This is a genomic window from Brevibacillus fortis (assembly GCF_046196545.1).
Classification (GTDB): Bacteria; Bacillota; Bacilli; order Brevibacillales; family Brevibacillaceae; genus Brevibacillus; species Brevibacillus fortis_A.
Genome location: NZ_CP176370.1, coordinates 2,135,375 through 2,151,259 on the forward strand (window position 1 = coordinate 2,135,375; position 15,885 = coordinate 2,151,259).

At 47.9% G+C, this 15,885-nt stretch carries 18 protein-coding genes; 9 read left to right on the plus strand and 9 right to left on the minus strand.

Annotated elements, in window-relative coordinates:
* Positions 1 to 118: 118 nt before the first annotated feature.
* A complete protein-coding gene (locus ACKKE8_RS11070) occupies positions 119 to 1,186 on the minus strand; it encodes a CapA family protein (RefSeq protein WP_409178205.1) in 1,068 nt (355 codons plus the stop codon).
* A 259-nt stretch (positions 1,187 to 1,445) separates the two neighbouring features.
* Between ACKKE8_RS11070 and murF the strand changes: the two genes are divergently transcribed.
* Both murF and ACKKE8_RS11080 read left to right on the plus strand, forming a co-directional pair.
* Entirely contained in the window at positions 1,446 to 2,504 is a 1,059-nt protein-coding gene (gene murF, locus ACKKE8_RS11075; RefSeq protein ID WP_409179098.1) for a UDP-N-acetylmuramoyl-tripeptide--D-alanyl-D-alanine ligase, read from the plus strand.
* Positions 2,505 to 2,652: 148 nt separating this feature from the next.
* The gene (locus ACKKE8_RS11080; protein ID WP_409178206.1) at positions 2,653 to 2,985 is read left to right on the plus strand and encodes a transporter; all 333 of its coding nucleotides are present in this window, start codon (positions 2,653 to 2,655) and stop codon (positions 2,983 to 2,985) included.
* Positions 2,986 to 3,043: 58 nt separating this feature from the next.
* Here ACKKE8_RS11080 and ACKKE8_RS11085 read toward each other — a convergent pair whose 3' ends face one another.
* From ACKKE8_RS11085 to ACKKE8_RS11110, 6 genes are all read right to left on the minus strand, one after another.
* A complete protein-coding gene (locus ACKKE8_RS11085; protein ID WP_409178207.1) occupies positions 3,044 to 3,805 on the minus strand; it encodes a FixH family protein in 762 nt (253 codons plus the stop codon).
* A gap of 6 nt (positions 3,806 to 3,811) precedes the next feature.
* Positions 3,812 to 4,423 (minus strand): SCO family protein, encoded by a 612-nt coding sequence (locus ACKKE8_RS11090; protein WP_409178208.1) that lies wholly within the window; start codon positions 4,421 to 4,423, stop codon positions 3,812 to 3,814.
* Positions 4,424 to 4,457: 34 nt separating this feature from the next.
* Positions 4,458 to 5,327 (minus strand): cytochrome c oxidase assembly factor CtaG, encoded by an 870-nt coding sequence (ctaG, locus tag ACKKE8_RS11095; protein WP_409178209.1) that lies wholly within the window; start codon positions 5,325 to 5,327, stop codon positions 4,458 to 4,460.
* Positions 5,328 to 5,504: 177 nt separating this feature from the next.
* Positions 5,505 to 5,975, minus strand: a complete 471-nt coding sequence (locus ACKKE8_RS11100; protein WP_409178210.1) for a thioredoxin family protein — start codon at positions 5,973 to 5,975, stop codon at positions 5,505 to 5,507.
* Between the two features lie 3 nt (positions 5,976 to 5,978).
* Positions 5,979 to 6,407 carry a disulfide oxidoreductase gene (locus tag ACKKE8_RS11105; RefSeq protein WP_007727820.1) on the minus strand — a complete coding sequence of 143 codons (429 nt, stop codon included), beginning with the start codon at positions 6,405 to 6,407 and terminating at the stop codon, positions 5,979 to 5,981.
* 169 nt (positions 6,408 to 6,576) lie between these two features.
* Complete coding sequence (locus tag ACKKE8_RS11110) at positions 6,577 to 7,362, minus strand: metallophosphoesterase family protein (RefSeq protein WP_409178211.1); 786 nt, start codon at positions 7,360 to 7,362, stop codon at positions 6,577 to 6,579.
* Between the two features lie 177 nt (positions 7,363 to 7,539).
* Between ACKKE8_RS11110 and ACKKE8_RS11115 the strand changes: the two genes are divergently transcribed.
* The 4 genes from ACKKE8_RS11115 (at position 7,540) to ACKKE8_RS11130 (ending at position 11,614) form a co-directional block, all read left to right on the plus strand.
* Positions 7,540 to 8,295 carry a cupin domain-containing protein gene (locus ACKKE8_RS11115; RefSeq protein WP_409178212.1) on the plus strand — a complete coding sequence of 252 codons (756 nt, stop codon included), beginning with the start codon at positions 7,540 to 7,542 and terminating at the stop codon, positions 8,293 to 8,295.
* A gap of 102 nt (positions 8,296 to 8,397) precedes the next feature.
* Entirely contained in the window at positions 8,398 to 9,120 is a 723-nt protein-coding gene (locus ACKKE8_RS11120) for an NAD-dependent deacylase (RefSeq protein WP_409179099.1), read from the plus strand.
* Between the two features lie 265 nt (positions 9,121 to 9,385).
* The gene (locus ACKKE8_RS11125; RefSeq protein WP_409178213.1) at positions 9,386 to 11,302 is read left to right on the plus strand and encodes an ATP-binding cassette domain-containing protein; all 1,917 of its coding nucleotides are present in this window, start codon (positions 9,386 to 9,388) and stop codon (positions 11,300 to 11,302) included.
* A gap of 90 nt (positions 11,303 to 11,392) precedes the next feature.
* Positions 11,393 to 11,614: a hypothetical protein gene (locus tag ACKKE8_RS11130; RefSeq protein WP_409178214.1), complete on the plus strand. Its 222-nt coding sequence runs from the start codon at positions 11,393 to 11,395 to the stop codon at positions 11,612 to 11,614.
* A gap of 47 nt (positions 11,615 to 11,661) precedes the next feature.
* Here ACKKE8_RS11130 and ACKKE8_RS11135 read toward each other — a convergent pair whose 3' ends face one another.
* Together ACKKE8_RS11135 and ACKKE8_RS11140 are read right to left on the minus strand one after the other, a co-directional pair.
* Positions 11,662 to 12,033: a L,D-transpeptidase gene (locus tag ACKKE8_RS11135; protein ID WP_409178215.1), complete on the minus strand. Its 372-nt coding sequence runs from the start codon at positions 12,031 to 12,033 to the stop codon at positions 11,662 to 11,664.
* Positions 12,034 to 12,110: 77 nt separating this feature from the next.
* The gene (locus tag ACKKE8_RS11140; protein ID WP_007727802.1) at positions 12,111 to 12,356 is read right to left on the minus strand and encodes a hypothetical protein; all 246 of its coding nucleotides are present in this window, start codon (positions 12,354 to 12,356) and stop codon (positions 12,111 to 12,113) included.
* A gap of 201 nt (positions 12,357 to 12,557) precedes the next feature.
* Here ACKKE8_RS11140 and ACKKE8_RS11145 point away from each other — a divergent pair, with 201 nt between their 5' ends.
* From ACKKE8_RS11145 to ACKKE8_RS11155, 3 genes are all read left to right on the plus strand, one after another.
* Positions 12,558 to 13,313 (plus strand): DUF4931 domain-containing protein, encoded by a 756-nt coding sequence (locus ACKKE8_RS11145; RefSeq protein ID WP_409178216.1) that lies wholly within the window; start codon positions 12,558 to 12,560, stop codon positions 13,311 to 13,313.
* A 22-nt stretch (positions 13,314 to 13,335) separates the two neighbouring features.
* On the plus strand, positions 13,336 to 14,196 hold the full coding sequence (locus ACKKE8_RS11150; protein ID WP_409178217.1) for a GNAT family N-acetyltransferase: 861 nt from the start codon (positions 13,336 to 13,338) through the stop codon (positions 14,194 to 14,196).
* A gap of 283 nt (positions 14,197 to 14,479) precedes the next feature.
* Positions 14,480 to 15,610, plus strand: coding sequence for a virulence factor (locus ACKKE8_RS11155; RefSeq protein ID WP_409178218.1), 1,131 nt, complete (start codon positions 14,480 to 14,482; stop codon positions 15,608 to 15,610).
* The last annotated feature ends 275 nt before the right edge of the window (positions 15,611 to 15,885 follow it).

Below are 15,885 nucleotides of genomic sequence, written 5' to 3' on the forward strand. Positions count from 1 at the left end.
AATTTTGTTAGTTACAAATGGATTTTACCAAAATGTTCTGTGAATCGTCAATCGTGGGCTATGTAGGAAAAGAGGAAGGGTAGGGAGCAAACTGCCCGCTCCCTCGTTTGCTCCGGTGTTATTCAATCAATACGCCCCGCGACCTGCCTATAATGCGGATGGCGCGATTCCATAGCAACTGGAGCTTTTTTCTCTGCAGGGGTCGTACATACAGATCAGGGCTTTTCAAATAGGAACGCATGGGGATGACACGAAAGCAAATTCGCCCTTGACTTACATATCGTTGCGAAAACGTCGGAATGACCGAAATTTGCTCGAGTGAAATCTGATTCCTCTCATCCTTCTCGACAGTAAATCGCAGGATTGCTCCACACTGCGATTGATCAAATGAGAGCATTTTCTCTGATGTGAAATTGCCCAAAGAATACGCCACTAATGTTTGTCTCTTTGTTCCGTGAGCTGTCGTGATACTCGGGGTGACAACAGGCTGCAGAACATGTGGGTGAGCCCCGAGGATGACATCAGCACCATTGTCGAGCAGGCTTTGTACGAGCTGTCGCTGGCGAGTCGTCGGTGTATAGCGGAATTCAATCCCAAAGTGAAGGGAGATGATCACAACATCGACGAGTGGACGGACTTTTCTCAGGTCGGATAATATCGTGTCAAGATGAAGAAGTCGGACGATCCATGGTGTATGAGCGGGGATCACCTGCTTGTTTGTCCCGTAGGTGTAAGCAAGCAGGGCGATGCGAATGCCGTTTACCTCCTTGATCAGGTAGGTATTTGCCTCCTCGGGGCTTCGATAGGTTCCGGTATGAGCAAGCTTGTATCGATCCAAAACATCAAGGGTTCGGCATAGTCCGGTTACTCCGCCATCCAGACAGTGGTTATTCACTGTAGTCAATACGTCAAAGCCAGATGTTTTCAAGTCCCGAGCCAGTTCATCTGGACAGTTGAAGCGAGGGTAACCGGTTCGTGCCGAACCGATTTGATAGGGCTGTGTTTTCCCGGAAAAGGTGGTTTCTAAATTGCCAATCGTGAGATCTGCCGCTGAGAGAATCGGTGTCACGGGGTGAAACATATCCGTAAAGGAAAATTGATCTGTGCCAGGCAGTCTGGCAGTTGCCACCTGCTCTTTCCACATCAGGATGTCGCCTACAGCGGCAATGGTGGCCTTCTTTTTCATGCGCTTCACCTCCCCTCCTACTTTATTCCAGAAGTCGTCCGTCTGATTTGGATAGTAGCGGAACGTTTTCATAGATAATGGTCTATACAGGCTGTCTATGCCGTTCATACAATAGGAAAGCTGATCGAGAGAAGAACGAGGCAAAGGGGTGATACCCGTGAAAAAGAAGAGAAGAGCTGCTGTACCGGTAAAGACACTGATTCTCGACAAGCCGGTTATCGCTGTGACGGGAAGTGCAGGGAAGACCACAACAAAGGAAATGATCTATACCATCCTGAATCTACGCATGCCCACATATAAATCGATGTATAACTATAACTTCCTGGGAAATACAAGAGCGCATACCAAAAGAATTCGGGACGAGCACAAGGCCGCAGTGCTTGAGTATGGAATTTATCGAAGTGGTCATTTGCGACAGCACTGCAAAATCATCCAGCCGTCGATGGGAGTCATCACGAATATTGGCACGGCTCATATCGGAAATTTTGGCGGTGATGCTAGGCAGCTGGCGTTAGCAAAAACGGAGTTAATTCGTCATATGAAACCCACGGGAACCATTTTTCTGAATTGGGACTGTCCCTATTCTCGCCAGTTTATTCAACAGCCTTATCTGGGATCGTTCACGGGAAAAATCGTTACATTTGGCAAGGAGCATGAGGCGGACTATAAGGCGGGGAGAACAAAAATAGAGGGCAATGGGTTTCGATTTGAATGTTCTTTGCGTGGAGAAAAGGAATCATTTTTTGTCCCAATTCCCGGAGAGCATAATTTGTACAACGCGTTGGCTGCTATCGCAGTCGCGCATACGATGGGGATTCCCGTCGATGATATTCGTCGTGGGTTAAGTCAGTTTCGCGGACAGCGAAAACGCCTAACCAGCTATCGACTCGCGAATAATATTCAGGTGCTGGATGATACCTATAGCTCGAATCCGGATGCGGCCAAGGCAGCGATTGATGTGTTAAGCCAGGTCGGGCATACCACAAAGATCGCTGTGCTCGCCAGTATGCTGGAAATGGGCAAATACGACGTGAAAGGTCATGAGGATGTCGGGAAATATTTGAGTCAAAAAAATGTAGACTACTTATATACGCTGGGAAGTAGTGCTAGGTATATTGCCAGAGCAGCGATTCTCTCTGGTTTTCCGGCAAATCGGGTCAGGCATTGCTTGAGCAAGGCAGGCTTGCATCGTCGTCTAGTTAAACAGCTGAAGCCAAATACTGCTTTCCTCGTAAAAGGATCGAATCGGTTGAAAATGGGAGAAACTGTACAATTTTTGTGCAGAGTAACAGCCAATCGAAGCACTCATAAAGAATGAAAGAGTGGGGACGCCTGTGGGGTGGCGGACAAGGATTTTATATACAGGCTATTGCGGAAAAAATAGGTGAATGACGGCGGGCAAACGCACATACCATCTGTGCGTTTGCTGCATCTCCTATAGGGAGACTAGTAGGAGGTGACACGTCATGTCATATCAATTTCCCCCTGGCGGTCCAGAAGGTTCCCCAGGTTCCCCCGGTTCACCGGGAGGTTTTCCCCCTCCGCCACCGGGTCCTCCACCGAGCAGGACGCCAAGTGCACCGGGAGCAAGAGGCTATGGGGGAACACGCCGGATCGATGCTGGCGGATTCTATCCCTGTTTATATCGTTACACGTACGTTTGGCTGCGAAATGGTCGCTCTTTCTGGTTTTACCCCGTCTATGTCAGTCGTAACTCAGTAACTGGTTATCGCTGGAGAGGATATCGATGGGAGTATTACGGGACAGACTTGGATCGAATCGCTTATTTTACCTGCTAACTCCATTTACGAGCAAAAAGGCCATTCCCTGGAGGATGGCCTTTTTATTTTGAAGGATTTATTTTATGGAGAGTGAGAAATCCTTGTGGTCATGAATATCTCCTTTTTCCACATGGACCTTCACTGTATAATCCCCGGCAGTGGGGAACTGTACGTTGCCTTCATACTGCCCGGCCGCAGTTTCCGTTGCATCGACGAAGCTGTGCTTCTCGTCATTTCCCCGCCAGAACTCGAATTTGACGGTCGCTTTGTCCAACGCTTTGTTGTCTTTCATCAGATGAACAGTGAGAGCAGCTGGTGTTGCTACCTGAATATTGTCAGCTGGAGAAAAATGATAATCAACGGTTTCACCATTCGTGTGACCCGCCGCCCCATGATCGTGTGATTGACCTGCGTCAGCTGGAGGTGCGGATGGCGTCTCACCAGCCTTGCTGTTTACGGTAAATGGGGTCTTCTGCATATTGTGGAAATCACGTGCCGTTACATGGTAGTAGACAAAATAAGAACCTGGCTCGCTAATGGTTTGTTGGGCCGTGTAAACACCGTCTCCTTGCAGCGAAGCCGGGATTGTTTCATGCTTTTCTTGCCCATCTTTCCACCATTCGAACTTCACTTCCTTGGCATCATCCACGGGTTGTCCATCTTGTGTAACTTTAACGGAGAAGGTAACGGTGTCGCCCGCTACAAGCTCCTTTGGTTCCAATGTAAAGGCAGCCTCGACGGGAGATCCGGGTAGCAAAGCTTGCTGCTCGTTCTCTTTTCCACAAGCGGCTAAAAGGAGCATAAGCATGGATAAGAGCAGAATCATCGTACGTTTCATGTTGGATTACCCTTCCTTCTTCAATTTCAACAGTTCCTGATAAATTTGTTCGGGATCGAAATCGTCCCCCATGCCGAATTTTTGAATGACGACATTGTTATCATCCACGAGATACGTACTCGATGTATGAGAGATAAATCCATCATCCATCTTATTGGAAAAAAAGCCAAGCGAATTTGTAACCGTTTTGATCGTTTCGCCATCACCCCGAAGCAGGGTCCAGCCTTGTTCTTGAATCCCCAACTGCTTGGCATAGTAGCGCATGACATCAGGGGTGTCGTTTTGCGGATCAATCGTGATGGTCAAAAATTCAACGTCTCGCCCCATCAAGTTTGCTTCGAGCAAGCGCTTTTGCAGCTGAACCATTTTTACCGTTGTCGTGGGACAAATATCCGGGCAACGTGTATAAATCAACTCCACCAAGCGAAACGTTTTCTTTTGCGGTGCTAGCGAATAGGATTGTCCATCGATGGTTTGCAGAGTCACATCAGGTAATTTCGCCTGGGCGTTTTTAGGCCCGAACCAAACCCAAGAAGCGACAAGAACAACAAGGACAAGGACGGGTAACAATAGGAGCAACCGTCTGATTCGGATAGCGGTAGCAGGGGCGATATTCACGTGTGTGTGGCGCCTCCTTTCTGATTCTTTTTGGCTATGGCGTCATGAGGCCGTCCTCTTCCTGATTCTTTTCTTTTCGATACCAGGTAGAGAAGATGTAAGCCAGGACGACTCCGTACGTCAGCTCCTGCATGAGCTTCATCACAATTCCGCCTAGCCGTTGATCCTCCAGAGGGAGCAGTGGAACGGCGAACATCGATTTGTCGATCGGCGTGGAAAAGAATGGAGCGCAGAGCATGGAAGGACCGTCTACATATGTCGCATACAACGGTGTTGCTGAAAAAATAATCAGTGCGCATGCAGGCGTAATCAAAACGCCGTTAGCAAAGATGTAGGCAAGCTTTTGCAGTTCTGATAGACGGTGAATTTCCGGTATCGGTGCGACAACAGGCATCCACATCAAAATCGCAGTCACCAGCAGCAATAAATGAATCAGATTATGTAGGGCCAGGTTATTCATTGCCAAGTCTAAAATAACAGGCATATGGTAAAACGAGAACAGGGCATTGAACATGAGAATGGCAGGTATAGGGTGACTAGCTATGCGCATGAAAAGCTTGAGCCCCCGGCGATAGAACAGGCCGCGGATCAACCATGACGGGGTCCCTGCCAAGAGCAGCAAGGGCATTACGAGATAGAGCAACGATTGCTGCAGCATGTGGGCGCTAAACAAAAAATGCCCAGCTACGTTCAAGGGACTCCCCATACTAAAGTAAAAACCAAGTAAGCCGAGGGTGAAAAAAGTCTTTTGCTTTCGTGTAACAGGTGTGGAATCTTGAAAAGTTTGGCGTAATGGTCCGGTCAGCGAGAAATAAGCCAGACCGATCAAGAAGGTCAAAAGAATTAGCTCTGGATTCCATGTCGCCCGAAAGCCAAAGGTTTCAGTGAAATAAGTGAGGGTCATGCGATTACCTCCGTTTTCAAGGATTATCCCCAGTACTCATTATAGGCAAATAACTGGAAAAGCCTAATGACTCGTTCGGGCTATTTCTTCCATGGGAACGGAAATCTTCACATATTTGTCACGTATGCCCAATATGAAAAGAGCCTCCCGCAAAGAATGGAGGGAGGCTACCAAATGTTATGATTTTTTCTGTTCTTCCAACCATGTTTTCCATTCGCTTGCTTCGCGTCCACCGACGAGTCGAGCTACTTCCTTGCCGCCCTTGTAATGAACGAGGGTCGGAGTAAACTCGATCTGGTAATCGTTGTAGCTGCCATTGAATTCGAGCAGGTTGTGCTTTTTCATGTCGATATCCAAGCTTTTGACAATCGGCACCAAGACAGGCGTAGTCGCTTTGCAGTGCTCGCAGAGTGGACTGTAGTAGTATACAAACATGTCCTCCTGATTATCGAGCTTGGTTTTGAGCTCATCAGGCATAATGAGATTATCGTACAGCGGGTCACTCAATTGTTCGAGAGTAGCGGGGTGCAAATTGGCTTTACCGTAAGGATTTCCTTCCGCAAGCTGACGGTTCGAAATGTCAGAGTACACGATCGCACCGATTAGGATCGCAGCCACAAGGATGGATAGAAAGATGACTTTCTTCATGAATCATTTCTCCTTTGCATTTTTCATAACGATGACAAGCAGGATGCTGATCAAGGTGAAGGCAATGAGAGCAAGGAACGGAATCGTGATAAAGCCTAGCCAGTTAATATAGTCCGTGTTGCATGGCACAATGCCGCAAGCGCTACCCAGATCTTGCAGGGCAGGTATTTTTTGAATCGAGTAATGATACAGCGATGTGAGTCCTCCGATGATGGAGAGAATCAAGGCGTACGACGCGATCTTGTCATCTTTCTTCGCGGTGGCTACCCCGAGTAAGATGACGAGCGGGTACATCAAGATTCGCTGGTACCAGCACAGGTCACACGGTATGTACTTTAACACCTCTGAAAAAAACAAACTGCCTCCTGTTGCGATCAGGGACACTCCCCAAGCGGCAAACATGGCTTGTTCCACGATTTGCTGACGTTTCATATAAACACCTCGTCCATATCTTAACATATTACAAATCGAAAGTTGATTATAAAAAGTAATAATTTATTGAACGAATGGGCTTGTCTCTCGCATTATACTGGATGCACTACCCGATGCGCTTGCAGCAGGTAGAAACCAGTGCGAAAGCTCCCAGTTTTTCCGAGCATGATCAGTAGACCCGTACTTGTGGAGAGGATTGTCTATCCCGAATCGGTACGAAAATGGATTGAAGAGAAGGCCATTCAACGAGCATGACGCCTCGCCAATATCCTGCGCCACCATCAATGCCAACAATATTGTCTCTGCGCCAAGGACCGCTGCCTGTGTATTGAGGCAATCCTGGAACAGGAGTATGCCCAAAGATGACAGGTAGTTCTCCATCATAATAAAGGTAAAAAGGCTCGCGAATCCATAGTAAATCTTGCGGGTTTTGTTCCTGCAAGGGGATGCCGGGGCGAATGCCTGCGTGTACCAAAAGGGCGGCTGGAGCTCCTGTTCGCGGATCGGCTGGCAGCTCTATATACAAAGGAAGAGAAGACAAGGTTGGCAAAATGGTTGGATAGCGAGAAAGGATGAATTGCCGCGCTTCTTCTTGTTCCTGCGAAGAAGGCATCCGGTTCAGAAAAGCTCGCCGCAGCGGGTGATTCCCTAAGAAAGAACGTACGGTGGCATCGCCGCCATTGTAGCGCAGGTATAACTCCGGATTGCCGTTGCCGGACAGCCAATCTGCAAACATTTGCTCGTGGTTGCCTTTTAAGAGATAGATTTGGTTCGGATACGCCTGCCGAAGAGCGAGTAGATCGACCAATACTTCCTTTGATTCAGGTCCTCGATCGATCATATCCCCCAATACGAACAGACGATCACCAGCTTGGGGGGAGAAGGAAGCGTCCCGCAGCGCCTTTTGAAAAGCCTGATTCTGACCATGTATGTCCGAGACCAAATAAGTAGCCAAACAAGATCACCCTCCTCGAGTACCCGTAATGCCTTTTAGTAGGATATGTTTGTGTAAAGGGGAGGGTGAAAGGTGTGTCTTCTTCTCGATGGAATAGATGGGTGCACGTATTTTGTGAAAGGGAATAGAGATACAGAATGAGTCAAATACCCATACTGTGGGAGGATCAAACGACAGATGGCTACTTCCTATCGCGACTATACATCGCCAAATACTCAGTTCACGTACGATATGAGAAATAATCTGTTTTTCAAAAAGGACGATCGGAATTTCATCGATGCCTTGGGGATCGCACAATTAAACACATTGGGCAACAGCTCACTGCTGGATATTTTCCTGACAACGGGAAATGTTGTCGAGCCACACATTCATCAAAATGCAGCGGAACTGGTGTATTGCATCGCTGGTGAGGCCATTGTGTCCTTAATCAATCCTTTTACCAATCAATTGCTCAACTACAATATTAAACCAAGACAAGTTGCCAATATCCCACAGGGCTGGTGGCATTATGAAATGGCTTTGACTGACGATACGCATCTACTGGCTATTTTTGATGCGTCTGTTCCTGAGGTGATCTTTGGCTCCGATATTTTGCGGTTGACTCCAGCAAGTGTGTGGGCACATACGTATTGTTTAGACGAAGCAAAGGTTAAAGAGACATTTGCGCCTATTACCCAAACAGTCGTGATTGGCCCACCAGTAGGATGTCAGCAGCAGGGGCAGGTACCAGATAGAGCTGCTTCAAGCCAGTACCCGGACTATGGTTACTCGAGCCAGTTGCCAAACGGTTACGGTTATTACGATGCCAACTATGTGCAGCAGGGTGGGTATGGACAGCACTCAGTCTATCAACAGCCGCCCGGTTATCCACAATATGGCACGAATTCCTGCTATACCGGATATCCGCCACAACCCGTTTATCCAGCCTATTGAATGGTAAGACAGATGGTGTCTTGATGGGCAGGTCTCCCAAATCCGGCATTCTTCCATTACAATCAGGAGAAGAACACTTTCAAAGAAAAAGGGGAGACCATGATGGAACATCTTGCACACTGGTTGCGGACATCTTCCTATACAGTTGTATTCACCGGAGCAGGCATGTCGACAGAGAGTGGCTTGCCTGATTTTCGTTCACAGTCTGGGCTATGGCGCGGCAAAGATCCGATGCAGCTCGCGAGTACACGCGCAATGATGGAGAATCGGGAAGCGTTTGTGGAATTTTATCAGATGCGCATTCAAGGTCTACTGTCTTGCAAGCCACACGCCGGACATGAATGCTTAGCTGAATGGGAGCGGCGTGGATTGGTTCATGGGGTCATTACACAAAATGTTGATGGTTTTCATCAAGCGGCGGGAAGCTTGGCTGTAGCCGAACTCCATGGCTCCCTTGCGAAAATCCGCTGTCATGCCTGCGGGACCGAGTATGCCAATACACGTTATCTGGAAGATCAAGGGACGAATTGCGCATGCGGTGGATTTTTGCGTCCGGGTGTTGTCTTGTTTGGCGAATCTTTGCCCCAATCGCAAGTCGATCAGGCCATCTCGTGGACCGAACAAGCCGATTTGTTCATCGTATTAGGTTCTTCGCTTACGGTGAGTCCAGCCAATTGGTTTCCGCAGCATGCAAAAGAAAGAGGAGCTAAACTGGTCATTGTCAATCAAGAACCAACCCCATTGGATGCGTGGGCAGATGAGGTCATCCAAAATGAACGGATCGGCAACGTGCTGCAAAGAGTAGGACAGTCATTAGGGGAATAAAGGCAGGCGTGCTCGATGAAAAGAGTACGCTTCTTCTGTTTGGGCTCATTGACATGCCTGATTGCTGGTGACGCTTTCCTATTTTATTTTTATACATGTGTCATTATTACTTGATATTCAATATTTTACCATTAATAGGATAGCGTTCCAATATTTACTCGATCCATTTGAATCACCCTAGAGCTTGCGGGAAAAACATGATACCATCGAGTGTAAGATTCATATGGCTTCTCGATACGCAAATAGAAAAGTACAGGTGACGTTCATGCAAATATTATCAGTAGAAAACCTCTCCAAAGGCTATGGAGAAAAAGTATTGTTTGATAACATTTCCTTTCATATTGCCGAGCAAGAGCGAATTGGTCTGATCGGTGTCAATGGTACGGGAAAATCCTCGCTCTTGAAAATCGTGGCGGGCTTGGATACAGCGGATAGCGGGAAAATTGTTCACGCCAGTCATTTCCGCGTGGAGTATTTGCCGCAAAATCCCGATTTTGACGAAAACTCCTCCGTACTAGAACAAGTATTTTACGGCGATTCTCCACTCATTCAGCTTTTGCGTGATTATGAAACAGCGCTAGAGGCCGTTCAGGAATCGCCTGACGACGAGAAAAAGCAGGCGCGATTGTTTGCTGTTCAAAATAGGATGGATGCGGCAGATGCGTGGGAGAGCAATACGCAAGCCAAAATGATCCTGACCAAGCTTGGCCTGCACAATTTCTCGCAAAAGGTAGCAGAGCTCTCTGGTGGACAAAAAAAGCGGGTAGCAATGGCACGTGCTTTGATCCAACCCGCAGATCTGCTCATTTTGGATGAGCCTACGAACCATATTGACAATGAGACAGTCGAGTGGCTGGAAGAGTATTTGTCCCGATACAAGGGCGCTTTGCTGCTCGTCACCCATGATCGTTACTTCCTGGATCGCGTGACGAACCGTACGTTTGAGCTGGATCGCGGCAAGCTGTACAGCTATGAGGGCAACTACGCGATGTTCCTGGAGAAAAAGGCGGAGCGTGAAGAAAATGAAGCGGCCGTAGAAAGCAAGCGGCAAAATCTGCTTCGACGCGAGCTGGCATGGCTTCGTCGTGGAGCAAAGGCGCGGACGACCAAACAAAAGGCGCGTGTGCAACGGGCTGAGGATTTACGAGATAAAGTCGTAGATGGACCTGCTGCCAAGATGGAAATGGCACTCGGGGCCAGCCGTCTCGGCAAAAAGGTGATCGAGCTTACAAACATCCATAAAGCGTACGGCGAGCGAAAACTGATCAACGATTTCAGCTATATTGTCCTGCCGGGTGATCGTGTGGGGATTATTGGACCAAACGGAAGCGGAAAAACGACACTCTTGAACATGCTCGCAGGAAGAATTCAACCGGATAGCGGTTCATTGGAAATCGGGACGACCGTTAAAATCGCCTACTACACGCAGGATAGTGTCGAGATGGACGAAAAGTTGCGCGTCATCGAATATGTAAAGGAAGCAGCAGAGGTCATTCAGACGAGCAATGGCGAGTCGATCACGGCTTCGCAAATGCTGGAGCGGTTCCTGTTTTCGCCGCATATGCAATGGACACCGATTTCCCGCCTGTCTGGGGGAGAGCGTAGACGTCTCTATCTGCTTCGTACGCTGATGGGAGAGCCGAATGTGCTGTTTTTAGATGAGCCTACGAATGATTTGGATATTCAAACGCTCAGTATTTTGGAAGACTATCTCGAGCAGTTCCCAGGCGCAGTCATCACGGTATCGCATGATCGCTATTTCCTCGATCGTACTGTTGATCATTTGTTTGCTTTTGAAGGGCAAGGACATATTCGTCAATACTATGGCAACTATTCCGAGTACCTGGAAGAAAGACGCCAGGAAAAAGCAACACAGGTGCAAGAAGCGGATCAGCAGGCAGAGAAGACGCAAAGCAACAGTGGGGCTAATCGCGGCAACAACCGCACGCGCAAGCTGTCCTACAAGGATCAGAAGGAATGGGATGCGATTGAAGGCAAGATCGCGGCTTTGGAAGAGCGCAGTGTCAAGCTAAAGCAAGAGATTGCAGCGTCTGGCAGCGATTACGGCAAAATTGAAAAGCTCTATGCAGAAGAACAGCAAGTGGCAGCAGAGCTGGAAGCAACCATTGAGCGTTGGGCGGAATTATCAGCATTGGTAGAGGAATTGGAGCAAGGGAAATAATTAGTGGCGTAGCCAGTAATTGAGGGCTGGGAATGCGACGCTTCCACCTGTAGACTAGAGAAGATTACTAGAGTAGAGGAGTCGCTGTCGTTGCCTGCCTATAAGTTAGACCCGGAATGGGTGATGTCTTACCTAGAGCTGCAAGAACTACAGCTCTCTTCCGAAGTGCATCCAGAGGATAAAGAAGTGATCATGAACAAGATCAGGGAAATGACGTTATCGATCATGTACAAACAAGCAAGAAGATTTCTTGTATACTTGGAATCGGATGAAACGGAAGCAGAAAGAACGAAAAAGACTCATCTTATGTAAAGAAGACCCGCCTTGGTTGAAGAGAGGCGGGTTTTTTCATGTTTCATTTATTGCTGTCTGATTCGAACAGGCGTACCGATGGGCACGATTTTTGCCAAAGCATTCACGTCTTGATTGTACATGCGGATACAGCCGTGAGATACATACTTGCCGATAGAGGAAGGATCGTTTGTGCCGTGAATGCCATAGTGTGGCTTACTTAGTCCCATCCAGATGGTTCCAAATACACTCAGAGGACCTCCCGGATAGGAATTCGGATAGGGGACTTTGTTGATGATGGTAAAATTCCCTCGTGGTGTCGATGTGGCAATCTTGCCCAAGGCAACAGGATAAGAGCGGATGAGTCGGTTCCCATCGAATAGATCGAGACGTAGCTTCGCAATCGAGATGCGGATATTGTAGGACGGCAGCTTCTTCACCTCCCCCACAAACGAAACGAAATGCCGCTCTTACTATGTTATGAAAACCGACGAAACCGGTACCTTTTTCCTCATGATTAATGTAGTTTGAAATCTAACGAAAACGTATCCGGATAGCGCAGGCCGTCACGATAGAACAAGGTTCGCACCCAGACGTACATCCGTAAAGGAATGGAAGGAAAGACGATAGCCAGCTTACCTTCTTCCAAGACAGGCAAATCGAGCGGGGATTGAATTTCATATGGGACTCCTTCTTGATCAAGCAACGTTTTGTAATGTTGGGCCTCGCTCCAGCTAACAGGATAATAAAATGATTTCTCCATCCAATTCCAACACCTTTCCAGGTTTCACTGCTTTCCATTGTATGTAAAACATTTGAGATAAAAAAAGAAACAAACGCCACAGACATTGAAAAATAGGCAGTCCAATTGAGTTTTCAAAAGTGTCGTCTGGGCAAAAAACGTCATGATTTTCCCAGGAAATGCGTGTAAAGTGGAAGTAGCACAAACTGGAGGGACATGGGAATGAAGCAGACGCACTTGCACTTTAACATGCAAATAGGCAGAAAAAAGCCCGTGAGTGTAAACAACACAGAAACGGCCTGTCCTTTTTGTGATCGAAACAGTCTCACAGATGTTTTGGAGCAGCGGGGCTCCATGATTTGGCTCATGAACAAATTCCCTGTTCTGGAAGATACACATCAGACTGTTTTGATTGAGACGGATGAATGCCAAGGGGATTGGTCTGTCTATTCCAAAGAGCATGTACGAGCATTGCTGGCATTCGGGGTAGAGAAGTGGCTTGAAATGGAGCAAAGCAATTCTTATCGTTCGGTTCTGTTTTTCAAAAACCACGGCCCGTATTCCGGGGGAAGCATTCGTCATCCGCACATGCAGATCGTCGGATTACATGACTACAACTATCTGGATCAGGTAAAAGACAGTGATTTTATTGGCATGACCATCGATCAAGAGGCAGGAATTGAATGCAATCTGTCTACGCATCCGCGTGCAGGTTTTTTTGAATACAATATTCTATCGGACTTTGATCGATTGCCGAAAATGGCAGACTACTTACAAATTTTAGCACATTGGATACTGACTCATGTCAATCCGCGTAACCAAAGCTACAATTTTTTCTTTTACCATTGGGGAGAAAAGCTGATCGCCAAAGTGGTTCCGAGGTTTGTTACCTCGCCTCTTTACGTAGGCTATTCGATTCCACAGGTCGCCAATAATTTGGAAGAGATGGTCGCTGACTTGCAACGACGATACTTCTAATCATAGAAAGGGTGCTTACGCTTTGACGTATACGATCACGGCTAGAAAAACACTCACCTCAGAGGAACTGGCACAGATTAAAGAGTTGGTTGCAATTTGCAATGAGCAGGATGGGATTGATCTCAAAGTAAACCCGAACATGCTGGAAAGGCGTTCGGGAGAGCATGAAGAAGATTTTGTATGCTATGAAGATGGAAAGCTGGTCGGCTTTCTGGGGCTCTACGTGTTTCATGGCGGTGAGGCAGAAGTGAGCGGCATGGTCCATCCAGCCTACAGAAGAAAAGGCATATTCACAGCGCTGCAAGCACAAGCCGCAGATGCATGCAGACGAAGAGGCATTCCGTCGCAGTTGTTTATCGTTCAGCGAGATTCGCAAAGTGGCAAGTCATATATGGAGCGAATCGGCGGGGAATATCAATTCTCGGAATATTGGATGGATTTAGGAGAGAAGCAAAGAGCAACGGTTTCTGGAAACGTGCTGCTTCGACCGGAGATCGCCAGTGACTATGAAACATTGATTTGGCTGAACGTCCATGGTTTTCAAATGGAGGAAGAACGCGCAAGGGAAATGGCCGAGAACATGGCGGGCGATCCCAAGTCCACCACGCTTTTATTGATTGTCGATGACAAGGCTATTGGCAAAATAAGCGTGAAAAAGAATGAAGGCAAGGCGTTTATTTATGGTTTTTGTGTCCACCCAGATTACCAAGGGAAAGGATACGGACGACAGGCTTTGGCACAAACGATTGAGATGCTGGTGGATGAAGGATGTCCGCACGTATCACTCGAGGTAGCCTGTGAAAACAGCAGTGCTTTGGGGCTGTATGAATCATGCGGCTTTTTTGTAAAGTCGGCCAATGATTACTACAAGCTGGCGTTGTAGCAGGCAAACTGCTTTTCACTATCTCTCGGGTTGGAAAACGTATCAGGTTCCATGCTACGATAGTAGAGAAGCAAGTGCGTTGTAAAAAGGTTGTTCAAAAAGCCGTCTTTTGATCACGAGGTATTCCTGAAAGTTTACTCGACATCGAAATTGGCGTTCACCCTCGAAGTCCGGTGCTCATGTAGATTTCCTACATTCCGCTCCTCCTTCTTCGGCTTCTCGCCACTTTCTCGGTGCTGAAAAGACGACTTTTTGAACATGCATAAGAAAGGAGTGACTCAATATGAAACTGTTGTCCATCGAACCGACGCCGAGTCCAAACGTCATGAAGCTGAATGTAGACGAGCGTTTGCCGGATGGGGTCCAACATGTCTATACAAAGAAAGATGCGAGTAAAGCACCAGAACTCATGAACAAGCTCTTGGAGATCGAAGGGGTTACCTCCATTTTTCATACGGCAGATTTTCTCGCGCTGGAGCGAAAGTCTAATGCAGATTGGCAGCGTATATTGACTGTCGCGCGAGAGGTTTTGCAAGCAGGTGCAGGAGCTGCTGTTCCTGACATGTCTACCGAGGAAGCGGGGGCATTTGGAGAGGCGCAAGTGTACATTCAAATGTTCCGCGGTGTACCGATGCAGGTCAAGGTGACTATGGGAACGGAACAGATTCGTGCAGCGCTGCCAGAGCGCTTTGGACAGGCAGCCGTGCGTGCAGGCTCTGCGTCGCCCAACCTCATCATGGAGCGAAAATGGGTCGAGCATGGCGTGCGTTACGGCGATTTGCGCGAGATTGGTGAAGAGGTCGCATTGGAAGTCGATGCCTCCTATCCGGAGAGCCGTGTAGAAGAAATCGTGGAACAGGCCATGGCGCTTGGTCCCGGGGAAACCCCAGAGCCAGTCGTACGTGAAAAGAAAGTCGTTACGCTAGAGATGCTCGATGATCCCGATTGGCAAAAAAGATATGAAGCGTTGGATCGGATGGAGCCAACTGAAGAGGATTTGCCTGTTTTGGAAAAAGCGCTTCGTGATAGCAAACCGTCGATTCGCAGGCTGGCGGTTGTGTATATGGGCATGATTGGTGGGGATGATGTTTTCCCGCTCTTGTTTGAAGCGCTCCGCGATGATTCCGTCTCTGTACGACGCACGGCGGGGGATACCTTGTCTGACTTAGGTGACACGCGCGCAATTCTGCCGATGTGTGAAGCGTTGAAGGATAAAAACAAGCTGGTACGCTGGCGCGCTGCTCGCTACTTGTTTGAGGTGGGGGATGAAACTGCCTTGGACGCTTTGCGTGCCGCACAGAACGATCCCGAGTTCGAGGTCAGCTTGCAAGTCCAAATGGCCGTGCAGCGCATTGAAAGCGGTGAGGCGGCTAGCGGTACCGTTTGGCAGCAAATGACTCGCCGAAACGATTAATTCGCTACTTCCAGTTGCCCAAGAGCCCTCTATTAAGCAGATAACTGCTATAGAGGGCTTTTTTGTCGTGTTTTCGTCGGCTGGATATACGGCGAATAGCGGGGCATACTGCTTCAAGAAGAGAGGTAAACAAGTTGGTTCATTAGGTAAATATTGGTATAAGTCAGTATAAAAATAGACACAGTTCAATAATAGTTGACTTCCACCTTATCCATCCCTTAGACTAGGATAGGGTTTAGCTTATGTATTCAACATCGCTAGTGCGTAGGGGAGAT

Coding starts and splice junctions, on each gene's coding strand:
- ACKKE8_RS11105 (WP_007727820.1), bottom strand. CDS start 6,407: ATGAAACGTCAGCAAATCGTGGAACAAGCCATGTTTGCCGCTTGGGGA.
- ACKKE8_RS11140 (WP_007727802.1), bottom strand. CDS start 12,356: ATGGAGAAATCATTTTATTATCCTGTTAGCTGGAGCGAGGCCCAACAT.
- murF (WP_409179098.1), top strand. CDS start 1,446: ATGATCTATACCATCCTGAATCTACGCATGCCCACATATAAATCGATG.
- ACKKE8_RS11125 (WP_409178213.1), top strand. CDS start 9,386: ATGCAAATATTATCAGTAGAAAACCTCTCCAAAGGCTATGGAGAAAAA.
- ACKKE8_RS11100 (WP_409178210.1), bottom strand. CDS start 5,975: ATGAAGAAAGTCATCTTTCTATCCATCCTTGTGGCTGCGATCCTAATC.
- ACKKE8_RS11115 (WP_409178212.1), top strand. CDS start 7,540: ATGGCTACTTCCTATCGCGACTATACATCGCCAAATACTCAGTTCACG.
- ACKKE8_RS11120 (WP_409179099.1), top strand. CDS start 8,398: ATGGAACATCTTGCACACTGGTTGCGGACATCTTCCTATACAGTTGTA.
- ACKKE8_RS11080 (WP_409178206.1), top strand. CDS start 2,653: ATGTCATATCAATTTCCCCCTGGCGGTCCAGAAGGTTCCCCAGGTTCC.
- ACKKE8_RS11085 (WP_409178207.1), bottom strand. CDS start 3,805: ATGAAACGTACGATGATTCTGCTCTTATCCATGCTTATGCTCCTTTTA.
- ctaG (WP_409178209.1), bottom strand. CDS start 5,327: ATGACCCTCACTTATTTCACTGAAACCTTTGGCTTTCGGGCGACATGG.
- ACKKE8_RS11145 (WP_409178216.1), top strand. CDS start 12,558: ATGAAGCAGACGCACTTGCACTTTAACATGCAAATAGGCAGAAAAAAG.
- ACKKE8_RS11070 (WP_409178205.1), bottom strand. CDS start 1,186: ATGAAAAAGAAGGCCACCATTGCCGCTGTAGGCGACATCCTGATGTGG.
- ACKKE8_RS11155 (WP_409178218.1), top strand. CDS start 14,480: ATGAAACTGTTGTCCATCGAACCGACGCCGAGTCCAAACGTCATGAAG.